Consider the following 15,621-nt stretch of genomic DNA (forward strand, 5'->3'; position numbering starts at 1 on the left):
CTCTCGGCGGACGCTTTCGACAGGGCCGCCCACCACCAACTACGAAATCAGTAAGATCCGGATGCCAGAACAACGGATTTCATTGGTTTCATCTTGCGGAACGGAGGACTCCTCGTGCAGAGTGAGGTCGTGGTCAGTCGAAGCGCAGATTCCAGGAACAGGCAGCCGTCCCCTTCGGTCGATGCTGTGTCGCTGGCGATCATCGAGCAACTGCAGGAGGACGGACGCCGTCCCTACGCGGCGATCGGCAAGGCCGTGGGCCTGTCGGAGGCCGCCGTGCGCCAGCGCGTGCAGAAGCTGCTCGACCAGGGCGTCATGCAGATCGTCGCCGTCACCGACCCGCTCACCGTGGGCCTGCGGCGCCAGGCCATGGTCGGCATCAACGTCGAGGGCGACGTCGACCCGGTGGCCGACGCACTGACCCAGATGGCCGAGTGCGAGTACGTGGTGATGACCGCGGGCTCCTTCGACCTGATGGTGGAGATCGTCTGCGAGGACGACGACCACCTGCTGGAGACGATCAACAAGAAGATCCGCGCCCTCCCCGGCGTGCGATCCACCGAAAGCTTCGTTTACCTGAAGCTGAAGAAGCAGACCTACATGTGGGGAACCCGATAACCGTGACCCAGGACCTGTCCAAAACCGCGTACGACCACCTGTGGATGCACTTCACCCGGATGTCGTCGTACGAGAACTCCCCCGTCCCCACGATCGTGCGCGGCGAGGGCACCTACATCTACGACGACAAGGGCAAGCGCTACCTCGACGGCCTTGCCGGCCTCTTCGTGGTCAACGCCGGTCACGGCCGCAAGGAGCTCGCCGAGGTCGCCTACAAGCAGGCCCAGGAGCTCGCGTTCTTCCCCGTGTGGTCCTACGCCCACCCCAAGGCCGTGGAGCTCGCCGAGCGCCTCGCGGACTACGCCCCGGGCGACCTGAACAAGGTGTTCTTCACCACCGGCGGCGGCGAGGCCGTCGAGACCGCCTGGAAGCTCGCCAAGCAGTACTACAAGCTCAAGGGCAAGCCGACCAAGTACAAGGTCATCTCCCGCGCGGTCGCCTACCACGGCACCCCGCAGGGCGCCCTGTCCATCACCGGCCTGCCGGCCCTCAAGGCCCCCTTCGAGCCGCTGGTCCCCGGCGCGCACAAGGTGCCGAACACCAACATCTACCGCGCCCCGATCCACGGCGACGACCCCGAGGCCTTCGGCCGCTGGTGCGCCGACCAGATCGAGCAGCAGATCCTCTTCGAGGGCGCCGACACCGTCGCCGCCGTCTTCCTGGAGCCGGTGCAGAACGCCGGCGGCTGCTTCCCGCCGCCGCCCGGGTACTTCCAGCGGGTCCGCGAGATCTGCGACGCCTACGACGTGCTCCTCGTCTCCGACGAGACGATCTGCGCCTTCGGCCGCCTCGGCACGATGTTCGCCTGCGACAAGTTCGGCTACGTACCGGACATGATCACCTGCGCGAAGGGCATGACCTCGGGCTACTCCCCCATCGGCGCCTGCATCGTCTCCGACCGCGTCGCCGAGCCCTTCTACAAGGGAAACAACACCTTCCTGCACGGCTACACCTTCGGCGGACACCCGGTGTCCTCCGCGGTGGCCCTCGCCAACCTCGACATCTTCGACAAGGAAGGCCTCAACCAGCACGTGCTGGACAACGAGGGCGCCTTCCTGAAGACCCTCCAGAAGCTGCACGACCTGCCGATCGTCGGCGACGTCCGCGGCAACGGGTACTTCTACGGCATCGAGCTCGTCAAGGACAAGACCACCAAGGAGTCCTTCTCCGACGAGGAGACCGAGCGCGTCCTGTACGGCTTCCTCTCCAAGGCGCTCTTCGACAACGGCCTCTACTGCCGGGCCGACGACCGCGGCGACCCGGTCGTGCAGCTGGCCCCCCCGCTGATCGCGGACCAGGGCACCTTCGACGAGATCGAGGGGATCCTGCGCTCGGTGCTCACCGAGGCGTGGAGCAAGCTGTAAGCGGACCCCCAGGACCGTAGGCCACGGCCCGGGTGCCCCGTTCGAGTGGGAACGGGGCACCCGGGCCGTGTGCTGTCGGAATTCCCGACCTTCATCTCCTTACATCTCAGTGCGGGCGCCAGTGACCGAAGGGGTCCCGCTTCGTTCCCCCGGACGGAGGTGTACGCCATGGAGGCTCCACCGGACAGCGACGTGCTCTGCGCACGGTCCGTGCACTACTCCCACGACGGCTCGCCCGGCATCGCCGGAGTCTCGGTCGCCGTCCGCAGGGGCGAGGTCCTCGCCGTGACCGGACCGCGCGGAAGCGGCAAGACCACGCTGCTGCACTGCCTCGGCGGCCGGCTGGTCCCCCGGGACGGCGAGGTCTGGTTCGACGGCGTGCCCGTCCACTCCATGGGCGCCCTCGCACGCGAACGGCTGCGGCGCGACCGGTTCGGCTGGATCGGCCCGGAGCCGGCGCTGCTGCCCGAACTCACCGTCTGGGAGAACGCCGCCCTGCCGCTGCTCGTCGCCGGTACCGCGCACCGCACCGCCAAGCGGACCGCCTGCGAGTGGCTCGACCGCCTCGACATCGGCGGCCTGGCCCGCAGGCGGCCCGGCGCCCTGACCCGCGCCGAGGCCCAGCGCGCCGCCCTCGCCCGGGCCCTCGTCCACGAGCCCGCCGTCGTCTTCGCCGACGAGCCGACCGCGCCCCTGCACCGCGCCGAACGGGCCATGCTGCTGCGCACCCTCACCACGGCGGCCCGCTCCCACGGCATCACCGTCGTCCTCGCCAGCCACGACGAGGAGACCGCGGCCGCCGCCGACCGGTGCCTCCCCCTCCTCGACGGCCGCCCCGCTGCAGACCCCACCGCCGCGGGCCCCGGCGCGCCCGGCGACACCCCGGAAGGCCAGGCCGCGTGCTCGCTCTCCGCCTGACCCGCGGCTCCCGGCCGCTCGTCCAGCTGCGCCGCCTGCTCGTCGCCGCCGCAGCCGCCGGCAGCGGCTTCCTGCTGCTGTACGTGCTCGCCGAGGCCGCGGCCCGGCCGGCCGGATCGTTCCCGCGCCTTCTGTGGGCGCTGCTCCCGCTCGCCGCCACCGTGCACCTCGCCGTCCGCACCGCCCGCACCGACCCCGCCACCCGCCCCCGGGAGGGCATGGACGCGGTCGGGCTCGGGCCGCTGCACCTCGCGCTGGCCGCCGCCGTCTCCACCGCCGTCGCCTGCACCCTCGGCAGCGCCGTCGCCCTCGCCGCCTTCCTCCACCTGCGCGGCAACCTCGGCGGACTCCCCTTCGACGGCGCGGGCGCCGCCCTGCTCCACGCCGACCGTCCGCTGCCGCTCGCCGCCGCCCTCACCCTGCTGTCCCTCACCCCCCTCGCCGCCGCAGCAGCCGCCGCGGCGCTCGCACTGCGCCCCCGCACCCCCGCCGCACCGGCGGCCGGGCTGCCCTGGGGCATCGCCCTCGCCGCCTGCGGGCTCGCCGTCCTCGGCCACGCCGGACCCGGCGGCCGCGCCCTCCCGGCCGGCTGGGCGCTCACCGCCGCCGGGCTGGCCCTCGCCGGGCCGGGGCTCGCGTACGCCTGCGGCGCCCTGGTCCAGGCCGTCCGCCCCGGCGCCCTCCGGCTGCTCGCCGGGCGCACCCTCCAGGAGGAGGCGCCCCGGCTGGGCCGCCCCCTCGGCGTCCTGTGCGCGGCCGGCACCGCCGCTATCGCCGCCGCCCTGCCCGGCCGGGGCGGCATCGGCGCCCCGCTGGGTCCGCTGACCGGCCCCGCCTTCGCGCTCACCGTCCTGTGCGCGGCCGCCACCCTGCTCGCCGCCGCCGTAGAGGTCCGCCAGTCCCGCGCCGCGAGCCGGGCCGCGCTCGCCGACCTCGGCGCCCCCGGCAGCGTGCTGCGCACCGCCGCCACCGTGCGGGCCGCCGCCCTGCTCGCCGTCTGCCTGCCCGTCTGCTGGGGCGTCGCCCGGCTGACCTCCCTGGCGCTGACCGGCTGACCGCTCCCCCGCGGGCACCTCGGGACGAAACGGCCGTACGAGGCAACCTCCCGGGGCGTTCCGCACGTCTGGCAGTGGTACGCACAACTTGCCGGAAGTGATCGGAGCCCTCGGTGCTCATAGGCCTGCTGACCGCGATAGCGGCGTCCATCTGCTACGGCACGGGATCCGTCCTGCAAGCCGTCGGCTCGCGCCGGGCGGCCCGGGCCATGCCCGCGGACGCGGGGGTGACCGCGCACGGCGGCCCGAACCTGTCGTCGACCGCGAAGGCGGCGATGACCTGGGAGTTCATCGTCGGCACCATCCTGGACTTCGCGGGCTTCGGCCTCGGCGCGCTCGCCTCGCGGATGCTGCCCCTCTTCCTGTCCCAGACCGTCATCAGCGCGAACCTCGTCATCACCGCGGTGCTCAGCGTGCGGATGCTCGGCATCCGGCTGACCCGCAAGGAGTGGGTCTCCATCGGCGTGGTCTGCACGGCCCTCGTGCTGCTCGCCAGCGCCGCCGGGCACGAGGGCGGCCACCACGCCCCCATCGCCACCCACTGGTGGCTGCTCGCCGTGACGGCCCTGATCATCGTGGGCGGCACGGTCGCGGTCCGGCTCCTCGGCGGGCGGGCCGCCATCCTCGCCGGCCTGCTCTCCGGCCTCGCCTTCGGCGCCCTCGGCGTCGGGGTCCGCATCCTGAACGGCATCGACCCGTTCGACCCGGCCGCCCTGCTCACCGACCCCGCCCTGTACGCGATCGTCCTCGCCGGCGCCGGCGGCATGTACCTGCACACCGTCGCCCTGCAGATCGGCTCCGTGAACGGGGCGACGGCCGCGCTCGTCGTCGGCGAGACCGTCCTGCCCGGAGCGATCGGCGTGCTGTGGCTCGGCGACGCCTCCCGGCCGGGCCTGGCCTGGCTCGCCGTGACCGGCTTCGTCCTCGCCGTCGCGGGCGCGGTCGCCGTCGCCTGGTACGGCAACCACGACGGCGCCGACCCGGCCGCAGCCGGCCCCGCGGCCGACCCGGCCGCCCCGGCCCGGGAGCCCGCCGGCGTGAGCTAGGGCGCCTGGGAGGCGGGGATGACGACGACCTCCGACGGGGCGAACGCCACCGCCACCCGGTCCCCCGGGGCCGGCGCCCCGGCCAGGTCGCACTCGGCCTCCAGGGCCGGCCCGCCCGCCGGCCGCAGCCGCAGCGCCACGTGCGCACCGCGGAAGGTCCGCGATTCCACCTCGCAGGCCAGCCCGTCCGCGGCGAGCCGGACGCCCGCCGGGCGGACCAGCAGCCGGTGGTCCCCCCGCGGGGAGTCCTCCGGCACCGGGACCTCGCCCCACGGGGTGACCGCGGACCCGTCGGAGACCGTCGCGGGGACGACGTTGTCGAAGCCGAGGAAGCGCGCCACGAACTCGGAGGCCGGCCGCTGCCACACCTCCAGCGGGGTGCCCGCCTGCGCGATGCGGCCCTCCCGCATCACCACCACCCGGTCTGCCAGGGCGAACGCCTCGCCCTGGTCGTGCGTGACGGCCAGCACCGTGGTGCCCAGGCGGGTGAACAGCTCCCGCAGCTCCACCACGAGGCGCTCGCGCAGCCCCCGGTCCAGCTGGCCCAGCGGCTCGTCCAGCATCAGCAGGCGCGGCGACGGCGCGAGCGCCCGCGCCAGGGCGACCCGCTGCTGCTCGCCGCCGGACAGCGAGGACACCGGCCGCCGCCCCGCCCCGGGCAGCCCGACGAGCTCCAGCAGCTCGGCCACCCGGGCCTGCTGCGCGGCGCGGGAGGCGCCCTGCATGCGCAGCCCGAACGCGACGTTCCCGCCGACGTCCCGGTGCGGGAACAGCTGGTGGTCCTGGAACATCAGGCCCACCCCGCGGCGGTGTGCGGGCACCCGCGCCTGGTCGGCTCCGCCGAGCAGCACCCGGCCCTCCGACACCGGCTGGAGCCCGGCGACGACCCGCAGCAACGTGGACTTGCCGCTGCCGCTGGGGCCGAGGACGCACACCGTCTCGTGCTCGGCGACCTCCAGGTCGACGCCGTCCACGGCGGCGCGTCCGCCGAAGCGGACCGACACCCCGGCCAGTTCGAGCAGGGTCATCAGAACTCTCCCGAGGTCTTGTCGGGGCGCAGCCGCTCCAGCACCAGCAGGGCGGCCGCGCACACCAGCATCAGCACGGTGCTCAGCGCCATGGCCTGCCCGTAGTTCAGGTCCCCGGCCCGCCCCAGCAGCCGGGCCACCGCCACCGGCAGGGTCGGCCGGTCGGCCCGGGCGATGAACACGGTCGCGCCGAACTCCCCGAGGGACACGGCGAAGGCGAACCCGGCCGCGATGAGCAGCGCCCGCCGCACCAGCGGCAGGTCCACCTCCCGCCAGGCCCGCAGCGGGGAGGCGCCGAGCACGGCGGCGGCCTCGCGCAGCCGCTCGTCGACGGCGCGCAGCACCGGCAGCATGGTGCGGACGACGAACGGGACGCCGACCAGCGCCTGCGCCAGCGGGACGAGCAACCAGGAGGTCCGCAGGTCCAGCGGCGGCTCGTCGAGGGTGATCAGGAATCCGAAGCCGACGGTCACGGCGGACACCCCGAGCGGCAGCATCAGCAGCGCGTCGAAGCCGCGGACGAAGGGCCCGGCGCGCCGGGTCAGGGCGGCGGCCGCGAGGCCTCCGACGAGCAGGGCGATGCCGGTGGCGGCGAGGGCGTACTCCAGGGAGTTGCGGACGGCCTCCAGCGGCGGGACCAGGAAGGTGCCGCCGCCGGAGCCGGCCCGCGACAGCGCCTCGTAGTAGCCGGTGCCGTAGCCGCCGGGGGTGTCGAAGGACCGCTCGACGAGCACGCCGAGCGGCAGCACGATCAGCAGGGCCACGGTCAGCAGCACCCCGCCGAGCAGCAGCCGCTGCCCGGTGCCGCGCGGCGGGTGCGCGGTCCGCGCGGGGTCCACGAGGCGCAGCGCGGTCTCGCGGCGGCGCACCGTCCACGCGTGCACGGCGAGGATCCCCGCGACGGCGGCGAACTGGACCAGCGTCAGCACGGCGGCGGTGGACAGGTCGAGGAGCTGGGCGGTCTGCCGGTAGACCTCCACCTCCAGGGTGGCGTACGAGGGCCCGCCGAGGATCTGCACGACGCCGAACGAGGTGAAGGTGAAGAGGAACACCATGACGGCGGCGGCTGCGACGGCCGGAGCCAGCGCCGGCAGGGTGACCTGCCGCCAGGCGGCGAGGCGGCCCGCGCCGAGCACCCGGGCGGCCTCCTCCTGCCGCGGGTCGAGCTGCGCCCACAGCCCGCCGACGGTGCGGACGACGACGGCGTAGTTGAAGAAGACGTGCGCGAGCAGGATCGCCCACACGGTCGTGTCGAGCCGGACCCCCCACAGCTCCTGCGTCAGCCCGCCGCGGCCCACCAGGGCGAGGAAGGCGGTGCCGACGACCACGGTCGGCAGCACGAAGGGGATGGTGACGACGGCGCGCAGGACCTGCTTGCCGGGGAAGTCGAGCCGGGCGAAGACGTACGCGGCGGGCAGCGCGACCAGCAGGGTGAGGGCCGTGGAGGCGAGCGCCTGCCAGGCGGTGAACCACAGGACGCCGGCGATGCCGGGCTCCGCGAGCACGTCGCCGATGCGGCCGAGCTGCCATCCGGCGTCCGTCTTCAGGCCCCGGCCGACGATGGCGGCGACCGGGTAGGCGAAGAACAGCCCGAAGAAGGCCAGCGGCACGGCCATCAGGGCGAGCCTGGCGGCCGCGCCGCGTGCGGCGCGGGGCCGGGAGGGCCCCGCGCCGGCGCCGGCTACTTCACGACGAGCGAGGTCCACGTCTTGACCCACTGCTCCCGGTTCTTGGCGATGGCGTCGGGAGCCACGGTCTCGGGCTTCTCCACGACGGCGCCGTGCTTGGTGAACAGCTCGGGCAGCTGCGCGTCCTTGACGACGGGGTTCACGAACATCTTGAGCGGCATGTCCTCCTGGAACTTCTTGCCGATCATGAAGTCGATGAGCGCCTTGCCTCCCGCCTCGTTCTTCGCTCCCTTGAGCAGGCCAGCGAACTCGGTCTGGCGGAAGCACGTGCCGGTGGCGACGCCCGTGGGGGCCTCGGCCGGCTGCGGCTCGGCGTAGAGGACCTCGACCGGCGGGCTGGAGGCGTACGAGACGACCAGCGGGCGGTCGCCCTTGGCCTTCTTGCCGCCGGCGGAGCCGGAGAAGCGCTCGTTGTAGGCCTGCTCCCAGCCGTCGACGACCTCGACGCCGTTGGCCTTCAGCTTGGCCCAGTAGTCCTTCCAGCCTCCCCCAGAGGCTCCGCCCTGGGAGGTGCCCCCATCGCCGTACTTGCCGACGGTGGCCAGCAGGAAGCTGAGGCCGGGCGAGGAGGTCGCCGCGTTCTCGACGACCAGCAGGTCCTTGTACTCGGGCTTGGCGAGGTCGTCGAGGGTCTGCGGCGGGGCGAGCTTCCTGTCGGCGAAGTACGCCTTGTCGTAGTTGACGCAGATGTCGCCGGAGTCGACGGGAGTGACCCGGTGCTGCGCGTCGAGGACGAACTCCGGCTTGACCGCGTCGAGGCCCTTCGCCTCGTACGGGGTGAAGATCCCGTTGTCGAGGGCGCGCGAGAGGAGGGTGTTGTCGACGCCGAAGAAGACGTCTCCGCGGGGGGAGCCCTTGGTGAGGATCTCCTGGTTGAGGGCGGTGCCGGCGTCCCCGGAGTTGAGGACCTTCACGGTGTGGCCGGTCTGCTGCTCGAACTCCTTGAGGACCGCATCGGTCACGGCGAAGGAGTCGTGGGTGACGAGCGTGACGGTCTTCTGCGCCGGCTTTCCGCTGCCGTCGGCCGCGGACCCGTCCCCGCTGCCGCCGCCGCAGGCGGTGAGCGCGGAGGCGCCGAGGGCGGTCGCGAGCGCGGTGGCCGCGAGTCTCCGGGTGGTGGTGCTCACTGGTGATTCCTCCTGGGTGTGACCAGGAGAAGACGCGGCCCTGCCGGGCGCTTCGCGAGCGGACGCCGGGCAGGGCGCAACAGCTTGAGTGGTGACCGAACTCCCTACCCCGAATGACCGGGGCGAGGTTCAGAGGGTCTGCGGTGGACGGTGACCGCACTCTCAGCGCTGTGGCGCTCCCCTGTCGGAATGTGGAATTGGTTCGGCCACAGGGTACCCCGCGGCCGGTTCCCCACCTCTCGGGCCTCCGCTGTCCGGCCGGGGCCGTCAGCGCTCGGCGGCCGCCAGCTGCCCGCAGGCGCCGTCGATCTCCTGGCCGCGGGTGTCGCGGACGGTGACCGGCACGCCGTGGCGGGCGATGGCCTCGACGAAGGCACGCTCGTCCTCGGGCCGCGAGGCGGTCCACTTGGAGCCGGGCGTCGGGTTCAGCGGGATCAGGTTGACGTGGACGCGCTTGCCCTTGAGCAGCCGGCCGAGGAGGTCGCCGCGCCAGGCCTGGTCGTTGATGTCGCGGATCAGGGCGTACTCGATGGAGACGCGGCGGCCGGACTTCTCGGCGTACTCCCACGCGGCGTCGAGGACCTCGCGGACCTTCCAGCGGGTGTTCACCGGGACGAGGGTGTCGCGCAGCTCGTCGTCGGGGGCGTGCAGGGAGACGGCGAGGCGGCACTTGAATCCCTCGTCGGCGAAGCGCAGCATCGCCGGGACGAGGCCGACGGTGGAGACGGTGATGCCGCGCTGCGACAGGCCGAGGCCGTCGGGCTCGGGGTCGGTCAGCCGGCGGATCGCGCCGACGACGCGGTTGTAGTTGGCGAGGGGCTCGCCCATGCCCATGAAGACGATGTTCGACAGCCGGGCGGGGCCGCCGGGGACCTCGCCGTCGCGCAGGGCGCGCATGCCGTCGACGATCTGGTGGACGATCTCCGCGGTGGACAGGTTGCGGTCCAGCCCGGCCTGGCCGGTGGCGCAGAACGGGCAGTTCATGCCGCAGCCGGCCTGCGAGGAGATGCACATGGTGACCCGGTCGGGGTAGCGCATCAGGACGGACTCGACGAGGGTGCCGTCGTGCAGGCGCCACAGGGTCTTGCGGGTGGTGTCGTCGTCGCAGGAGATGTGCCGTACGACCTTCATCAGCTCGGGCAGCAGCTCCTCGCGGAGCTTCTCGCGGGAGCCGGCGGGGATGTCGGTCCACTCGGCCGGGTCGTGGGCGTAGCGGGCGAAGTAGTGCTGCGAGAGCTGCTTGGCGCGGAACGGCTTCTCGCCGATCGCGGCGACGGCCTCGCGGCGCTCGGCCGGCGTCATGTCGGCCAGGTGCCGCGGCGGCTTCTTCGCGGCCTTCGGCGCGACGAAGGTGAGCTCTCCCGGAGCGGGGCGGGGTGCCATGTTCGGTCCTCCTCAGGGCGACGAGGTCTGACGACCCCCGCGCGTGCGGAGCCGATGGCGATGGCGCTGTCCGCGCCCGGAGACCTCACAGATGCATCCCCGCGATCACGGGGAAAGGGCGCACCACCGGTGGTGGTGCGCCCTTCAGGATAACCCGGTCGGCTCAGCCCGTGCCGACGAAGAGGGCCAGCAGCAGCCAGACCACGGGGGCGGTCGGCAGCAGCGAGTCCAGCCGGTCCATGATCCCGCCGTGGCCGGGGAGCAGCGTGCCCATGTCCTTGATCCCCAGATCCCGCTTGATCATCGACTCGCCGAGGTCGCCGAGGGTGGCGCTGACGGCGACCGCGAGGCCGAGGACCAGCCCCTGCCACCAGGCGCCCCCGTCGACCAGGAACTCCATGCACAGGGCGCCGGCGGCCATGGCGAAGACGACGGCTCCGAGGAGCCCCTCGCGCGTCTTGCCGGGACTGATGCGCGGGGCGAGCTTGGTCTTGCCGAAGCGCCAGCCGACCGCGTAGGCCCCGGTGTCGCTGACCACGGTCAGGACGAGGAAGGTGACCACGCGCTGGGGGCCGTCGTCCGCGGTGAGGAGCATCGCGACGAAGGTCGCCAGGAACGGCACGTAGAAGGCGGCGAAGACACCGGCGGTGACGTCCTTGAGGTAGTCCTCCGGCGGTTCGGTCATCCGCCAGACCAGGACCGCGAGCGCGGTCAGGGCCATCGCCACCCAGGCGCCCTCGGCGCCGCGGACGTACCCGGCGATGACCATGGCGGCGCCGCCGATGGCCAGCGGCACGAGCGGCGCCTTGATGCCCTTCTTCTCCTGGAGCCGGGAGGTGAGCTCCCACAGGCCCACGACGACCGCGACGACGATGACGCCGACGAAGACCGCCTTGACGATGAACAGCGAAGCGAAGATCACCGCTCCGAGGCCGACACCGACCCCTATCGCGGCGCGCAGGTCTCGGCCCGCCCGCTTCTTGGGGGGCGGTGGCGAGGCGTCCTGCGGCGCCTGCGAGGGCGGGGGCGGGGGGCTGGGCATGGGCTCCTGCGGCGGCGTCTCGGCGCGGAACGGGGGGCCGCCTCCAGCGGCGGCCCCCCGATCGCGTGCATCCCGGTCGTCGAAGTCACGGCCGGCGGCATCGGGCACGATGGGCATGGGCCGAGTCTGCGGGCCCACCAGCGCATCGTATGCGGGACCCGCCGGAACCGGCTCCGCGGCCCAGGGAGAGTCGTTCATCAGACCTCGAGGAGCTCGGCTTCCTTGTGCTTGAGCAGCTCGTCCACCTGCGCGACGTACTTCGCGGTGGTGTCGTCGAGCTCCTTCTCCGCGCGGCGGACCTCGTCCTCGCCCGTCTCCTTGTCCTTGACGAGCTTGTCGAGGGCGTCCTTGGCCTTGCGGCGGACGGAGCGGATGGAGACGCGGGAGTCCTCGGCCTTGGTGCGCGCGACCTTGATGTAGTCGCGGCGGCGCTCCTCGGTCAGCTCGGGGAACACCACACGGATGATGTTGCCGTCGTTGCTGGGGTTGACCCCCAGGTCCGAGTCGCGGATGGCCTGCTCGATGTTGCGCAGGGCGCTCTTGTCGAACGGGGTCACCACGGCCATGCGCGGCTCGGGCACCGAGAAGGACGCGAGCTGGTTGATGGGGGTGATGGCGCCGTAGTAGTCCGCCATGATCTTGTTGAACATCGCCGGGTGCGCACGGCCGGTGCGGATCGCGGCGAAGTCTTCCTTGGCGACGACGACGGCCTTCTCCATCTTCTCCTCGGCCTCGAGGAGGATTTCTTCGATCACCACGTGCTCCTGCATGTCTTGAATGGATGGTTCAGGCGGGCGGTGCGGGTCCGGCCGCGTGCGGCCGGACCCGGCTGCGGACCGCTCAGGCCCGGGTTCCCTGGTCGCTCACGAGCGTGCCGATCTTCTCACCCTTGACGGCGCGGGCGATATTGCCCTCGGCGAGCAGTTCGAACACCAGGATCGGCAGATCGTTGTCGCGGCACAGCGTGATGGCGGTGGCGTCGGCGACCTTGAGGTCGCGGGAGAGCACCTCGCCGTACTCCAGTGCGTCGAACTTCACCGCGTCGGGGTTCTTCTTGGGGTCGGAGTCGTAGACCCCGTCGACGCCGTTCTTGCCCATGAGCAGGGCCTCGGCGTCGATCTCCAGGGCGCGCTGGGCGGCCGTGGTGTCGGTGGAGAAGTACGGCATGCCCATGCCCGCGCCGAAGATCACGACGCGGCCCTTCTCCAGGTGCCGCACGGCCCGCAGGGGGATGTACGGCTCGGCGACCTGGCCCATGGTGATCGCCGTCTGCACACGGGAGTCGATGCCCTCCTTCTCCAGGAAGTCCTGGAGGGCGAGGCAGTTCATGACGGTGCCGAGCATGCCCATGTAGTCGGAACGGGCGCGGTCCATGCCGCGCTGCTGGAGTTCGGCGCCGCGGAAGAAGTTGCCGCCGCCGATCACGACGGCGATCTCCGCGCCGTCGCGGACCACCGCGGCGATCTCACGCGCGATGGCGTGGACGACGTCGGGGTCGACGCCCAGTCCGCCGCCGCCGGAGAAGGCTTCGCCGGACAGCTTCAGCATGAAGCGGCGGCCCTTCTTCCCGTGGTCGCTCTTGTCGTCGGAAGCGTTGTGGGTGTCCACGCCCTGATTCATGGAGATCTCCTCGTGCACATACGAAGAAGGCCATTGCCGGTGGGTCCTCGCGGTTCCCTCTACGGCAATGGCCTCCTCGTCAGATCTGCGGTCGTTCCACGCGTACGCGGACGACTGCCTCAGACCCTACCGGGGTCCGGTGCCCGTCGTGTACGGACGGACTCAGATGCCGACCTTGATGCGCGTGAAGCGCTTCAGGGTGACACCGGCCTCGTCCAGGACCTTCTGGACGGACTTCTTGTTGTCCAGCGCGTACGGCTGGCCCAGGAGGGTGGCGTCCTTGAAGAAGCCGTTCACGCGGCCCTCGACGATCTTGGCGATGGCGGCCTCGGGCTTGCCCTCCGCGCGGGTGACCTCTTCGGCGATGCGGCGCTCGGACTCGACCTTGTCGGCCGGGACGTCCTCGGCGGACAGCCACTGCGGGGCGAACGCGGCGATGTGCTGCGCGACGCCGCGGGCGACCTCGGCGTTCTCCTTGTCCAGCTCGACCAGGACGCCGATCTGGAACGGCAGGTCGGGCATGGTGCGGTGCATGTAGGAGGTGACGTAGCCACCGGTGAACTGCGCGAAGCGGTCCAGGACGATCTTCTCGCCGAGGTTGGCGTTGGCCTCGTCGACGAAGGCGGTGACCGTCTTGCCGGGCTCGATCTCGGAGGCGAGCAGGGCCTCGATGTCGGCCGGGGAGGTGGCGGCGACGTGGGCGGCCAGCTGGTTGGCGACGGCGAGGAACTTCTCACCCTTGGCGACGAAGTCCGTCTCGCACTTCAGCTCGACGAGGACACCGGAGGTGTTGTCGTCGGCGATGAGGGAGACGACGGCACCGTTCTCGGCGGAGCGGCCCTCGCGCTTGGCGACGCCCTTCTGACCCTTGATGCGGAGGGCCTCCTGGGCCTTCTCCACGTCGCCGTCGGCCTCGACGAGCGCGTTCTTGCAGTCCAGCATGCCGGCGCCGGTGAGCTCGCGGAGCTTCTTGACGTCAGCGGCGGTGTAGTTCGCCATGAGTCTTTTGCTTCTCTCTCGAAGTCGTAGATCTACGGGTGAACGGCGGAGGAGGCGCGCTCGTGGCGCGGCTCCCCCGCCGTCATCGTCCGTGCTGCAAGTGCCCGGAGCGTGAACCCCGGGCCCTTCCAGTGGGTCAGGCCTGCTCGGCCTCGGCGGCCGGGGCAGCCTCGGCGGCCGGGGCGGCCTCGGCGGCGTCGGCCTTCTTCTCGCCCTCGAGCAGGTCGCGCTCCCACTCGGCGAGCGGCTCGCCGGCGGCCTTGTCGCCCGGCTTCGAGTCGCCGGTCGCAGCGCCGGAGCGGGCGATCAGGCCCTCGGCGACGGCGTCGGCGATGACGCGGGTGAGCAGGGTGACGGAGCGGATCGCGTCGTCGTTGCCCGGGATCTTGTAGTCGACCTCGTCGGGGTCGCAGTTGGTGTCGAGGATCGCGACGACCGGGATGTTCAGCTTGCGAGCCTCGCCGACGGCGATGTGCTCCTTCTTGGTGTCGACGATCCAGACGGCGCTGGGCACCTTCTGCATCTCGCGGATACCACCGAGGGTCTTCTCCAGCTTGGCCTTCTCGCGGGAGAGGACCAGGAGCTCCTTCTTGGTCAGACCCGAGGACGCGACGTCCTCGAAGTCGATCGCCTCGAGCTCCTTCAGGCGCTGCAGGCGCTTGTAGACCGTGGAGAAGTTGGTGAGCATGCCGCCGAGCCAGCGCTGGTTGACGTACGGCATGCCGACGCGCGTCGCCTGCTCGGCGATGGCCTCCTGGGCCTGCTTCTTGGTACCGACGAACATGATGGAGCCGCCGTGCGCGACGGTCTCCTTGACGAACTCGTAGGCGCGGTCGATGTACGACAGCGACTGGAGCAGGTCGATGATGTAGATGCCGTTGCGCTCGGTGAAGATGAAGCGCTTCATCTTCGGGTTCCAGCGACGGGTCTGGTGACCGAAGTGGACGCCGCTCTCCAGCAGCTCCCGCATCGTTACGACGGCCATGGCCATCTCCTTGGTTTTCTCGGTTTTGGTCCTGACGCCCCGCTGCGTCCTGCCCCCGTCGAAGGGGACCGAGAGACGCCGGCACCCGGTCTTGCCGACCGGCCCCGGGGCGTGCGAAGTCGACCCGGTGACCCGGATCGCCGTAAGAAGTGTACGGGACCGGGCGGTATGCCAGGTGACGCCGCAGTCCACAACCGGCCCGCCGTCCACAGGCCCGCCCGCGCCCCGCGGCGGCGGGGGCACGCTGGCCGCATGACCCTGACGACGCTGCTGATCGCGCTGCTGCTGCTCACCGCCCGCGCGGCGGCCCCGGGCCCGCCGGGGGCGGCGGACGCCCGCGAGGCCGCCCGCGCGCCCGCGCGTGCGCCGGGGGCAGTGCGGTCCGGCGCGGCGCCGGCCGGGACGGTGCGGCCGCTGCCGGGGGCGGTGCGGCCGCTGCCGGGGGCGGTGCGGCCGCTGCCGGGTCCGCTGGCGGTGGCCCGCTGGTGGGACCCGCCGCCGACCCCGTACGCGGCCGGGCACCGGGGGGTGGACCTGGCGGCCCCTGCGGGAGTGCGGGTGCGGGCGGTGGGCCCGGGGCGGGTGCACCACGCGGGGCCGGTCGCCGGGCGCGGGGTGCTGTCGCTCACCCTGCCGGGCGGCCTGCGCACCACGTACGAGCCGGTGCGGCCGCTCGTCGCGGAGGGGGAGGCCGTCGCCGCCGGGCAGGTCGTCGCCGTCCTGGAGGCGGGCGGCCACTGCGGGGCGC

Annotated in this window: 14 protein-coding genes and 1 pseudogene; 6 read left to right on the forward strand and 9 right to left on the reverse strand. The window is 72.4% G+C overall.

Annotation, left to right across the window (positions count from 1 at the left end; genetic code table 11):
• Positions 1 to 114: 114 nt before the first annotated feature.
• From IE170_RS24770 to IE170_RS24790, 5 genes are all read left to right on the forward strand, one after another.
• Positions 115 to 618: an Lrp/AsnC family transcriptional regulator gene (locus IE170_RS24770; protein WP_125543691.1), complete on the forward strand. Its 504-nt coding sequence runs from the start codon at positions 115 to 117 to the stop codon at positions 616 to 618.
• Positions 603 to 1,982 (forward strand): aspartate aminotransferase family protein, encoded by a 1,380-nt coding sequence (locus IE170_RS24775; RefSeq protein WP_189811657.1) that lies wholly within the window; start codon positions 603 to 605, stop codon positions 1,980 to 1,982. Before IE170_RS24770 ends, IE170_RS24775 begins: the two co-directional genes overlap by 16 nt.
• 168 nt (positions 1,983 to 2,150) lie before the next feature.
• Positions 2,151 to 2,900, forward strand: coding sequence for an ABC transporter ATP-binding protein (locus tag IE170_RS24780; protein WP_189811658.1), 750 nt, complete (start codon positions 2,151 to 2,153; stop codon positions 2,898 to 2,900).
• Positions 2,882 to 3,955 carry a hypothetical protein gene (locus tag IE170_RS24785; protein ID WP_189811659.1) on the forward strand — a complete coding sequence of 358 codons (1,074 nt, stop codon included), beginning with the start codon at positions 2,882 to 2,884 and terminating at the stop codon, positions 3,953 to 3,955. The genes IE170_RS24780 and IE170_RS24785 overlap by 19 nt, the downstream gene beginning before the upstream one ends.
• A 113-nt stretch (positions 3,956 to 4,068) precedes the next feature.
• Positions 4,069 to 5,001 carry a DMT family protein gene (locus IE170_RS24790; protein WP_229885139.1) on the forward strand — a complete coding sequence of 311 codons (933 nt, stop codon included), beginning with the start codon at positions 4,069 to 4,071 and terminating at the stop codon, positions 4,999 to 5,001.
• Here the strand turns inward: IE170_RS24790 and IE170_RS24795 are convergent.
• From IE170_RS24795 to rpsB, 9 genes are all read right to left on the reverse strand, one after another.
• Positions 4,998 to 6,029: an ABC transporter ATP-binding protein gene (locus IE170_RS24795; RefSeq protein ID WP_189811660.1), complete on the reverse strand. Its 1,032-nt coding sequence runs from the start codon at positions 6,027 to 6,029 to the stop codon at positions 4,998 to 5,000. The two genes, IE170_RS24790 and IE170_RS24795, sit on opposite strands and share 4 nt — an antisense overlap.
• Positions 6,029 to 7,645 (reverse strand): ABC transporter permease, encoded by a 1,617-nt coding sequence (locus tag IE170_RS24800; protein ID WP_189811661.1) that lies wholly within the window; start codon positions 7,643 to 7,645, stop codon positions 6,029 to 6,031. The genes IE170_RS24795 and IE170_RS24800 overlap by 1 nt, the downstream gene beginning before the upstream one ends.
• 65 nt (positions 7,646 to 7,710) lie before the next feature.
• Positions 7,711 to 8,844, reverse strand: coding sequence for a thiamine ABC transporter substrate-binding protein (locus tag IE170_RS24805; RefSeq protein WP_189811662.1), 1,134 nt, complete (start codon positions 8,842 to 8,844; stop codon positions 7,711 to 7,713).
• 267 nt (positions 8,845 to 9,111) lie between these two features.
• Positions 9,112 to 10,227: a dual-specificity RNA methyltransferase RlmN gene (rlmN, locus tag IE170_RS24810; protein ID WP_125543697.1), complete on the reverse strand. Its 1,116-nt coding sequence runs from the start codon at positions 10,225 to 10,227 to the stop codon at positions 9,112 to 9,114.
• 163 nt (positions 10,228 to 10,390) lie between these two features.
• A complete protein-coding gene (locus IE170_RS24815) occupies positions 10,391 to 11,467 on the reverse strand; it encodes a phosphatidate cytidylyltransferase (protein WP_189811663.1) in 1,077 nt (358 codons plus the stop codon).
• The gene (frr, locus tag IE170_RS24820) at positions 11,467 to 12,024 is read right to left on the reverse strand and encodes a ribosome recycling factor (protein WP_189811715.1); all 558 of its coding nucleotides are present in this window, start codon (positions 12,022 to 12,024) and stop codon (positions 11,467 to 11,469) included. Before frr ends, IE170_RS24815 begins: the two co-directional genes overlap by 1 nt.
• 85 nt (positions 12,025 to 12,109) lie before the next feature.
• On the reverse strand, positions 12,110 to 12,889 hold the full coding sequence (gene pyrH / locus IE170_RS24825; RefSeq protein ID WP_189811664.1) for a UMP kinase: 780 nt from the start codon (positions 12,887 to 12,889) through the stop codon (positions 12,110 to 12,112).
• Positions 12,890 to 13,051: 162 nt separating this feature from the next.
• Positions 13,052 to 13,888: a translation elongation factor Ts gene (gene tsf, locus IE170_RS24830; protein WP_125547580.1), complete on the reverse strand. Its 837-nt coding sequence runs from the start codon at positions 13,886 to 13,888 to the stop codon at positions 13,052 to 13,054.
• 136 nt (positions 13,889 to 14,024) lie between these two features.
• Positions 14,025 to 14,873 (reverse strand): 30S ribosomal protein S2, encoded by an 849-nt coding sequence (gene rpsB, locus IE170_RS24835; protein WP_125547582.1) that lies wholly within the window; start codon positions 14,871 to 14,873, stop codon positions 14,025 to 14,027.
• Between the two features lie 252 nt (positions 14,874 to 15,125).
• Here rpsB and IE170_RS24840 point away from each other — a divergent pair.
• Positions 15,126 to 15,611, forward strand: a pseudogene (locus tag IE170_RS24840) (M23 family metallopeptidase); the annotation flags it as partial.
• Positions 15,612 to 15,621 lie beyond the last annotated feature (10 nt).

Origin of the sequence: Streptomyces toxytricini (assembly GCF_014649915.1) — a bacterium.
Classification (GTDB): domain Bacteria; phylum Actinomycetota; class Actinomycetes; order Streptomycetales; family Streptomycetaceae; genus Streptomyces; species Streptomyces toxytricini.

Coding starts and splice junctions, on each gene's coding strand:
- IE170_RS24780 (WP_189811658.1), top strand. CDS start 2,151: ATGGAGGCTCCACCGGACAGCGACGTGCTCTGCGCACGGTCCGTGCAC.
- IE170_RS24795 (WP_189811660.1), bottom strand. CDS start 6,029: ATGACCCTGCTCGAACTGGCCGGGGTGTCGGTCCGCTTCGGCGGACGC.
- IE170_RS24800 (WP_189811661.1), bottom strand. CDS start 7,645: ATGGCCGTGCCGCTGGCCTTCTTCGGGCTGTTCTTCGCCTACCCGGTC.
- rlmN (WP_125543697.1), bottom strand. CDS start 10,227: ATGGCACCCCGCCCCGCTCCGGGAGAGCTCACCTTCGTCGCGCCGAAG.
- IE170_RS24815 (WP_189811663.1), bottom strand. CDS start 11,467: ATGAACGACTCTCCCTGGGCCGCGGAGCCGGTTCCGGCGGGTCCCGCA.
- pyrH (WP_189811664.1), bottom strand. CDS start 12,889: ATGAATCAGGGCGTGGACACCCACAACGCTTCCGACGACAAGAGCGAC.
- tsf (WP_125547580.1), bottom strand. CDS start 13,888: ATGGCGAACTACACCGCCGCTGACGTCAAGAAGCTCCGCGAGCTCACC.
- rpsB (WP_125547582.1), bottom strand. CDS start 14,873: ATGGCCGTCGTAACGATGCGGGAGCTGCTGGAGAGCGGCGTCCACTTC.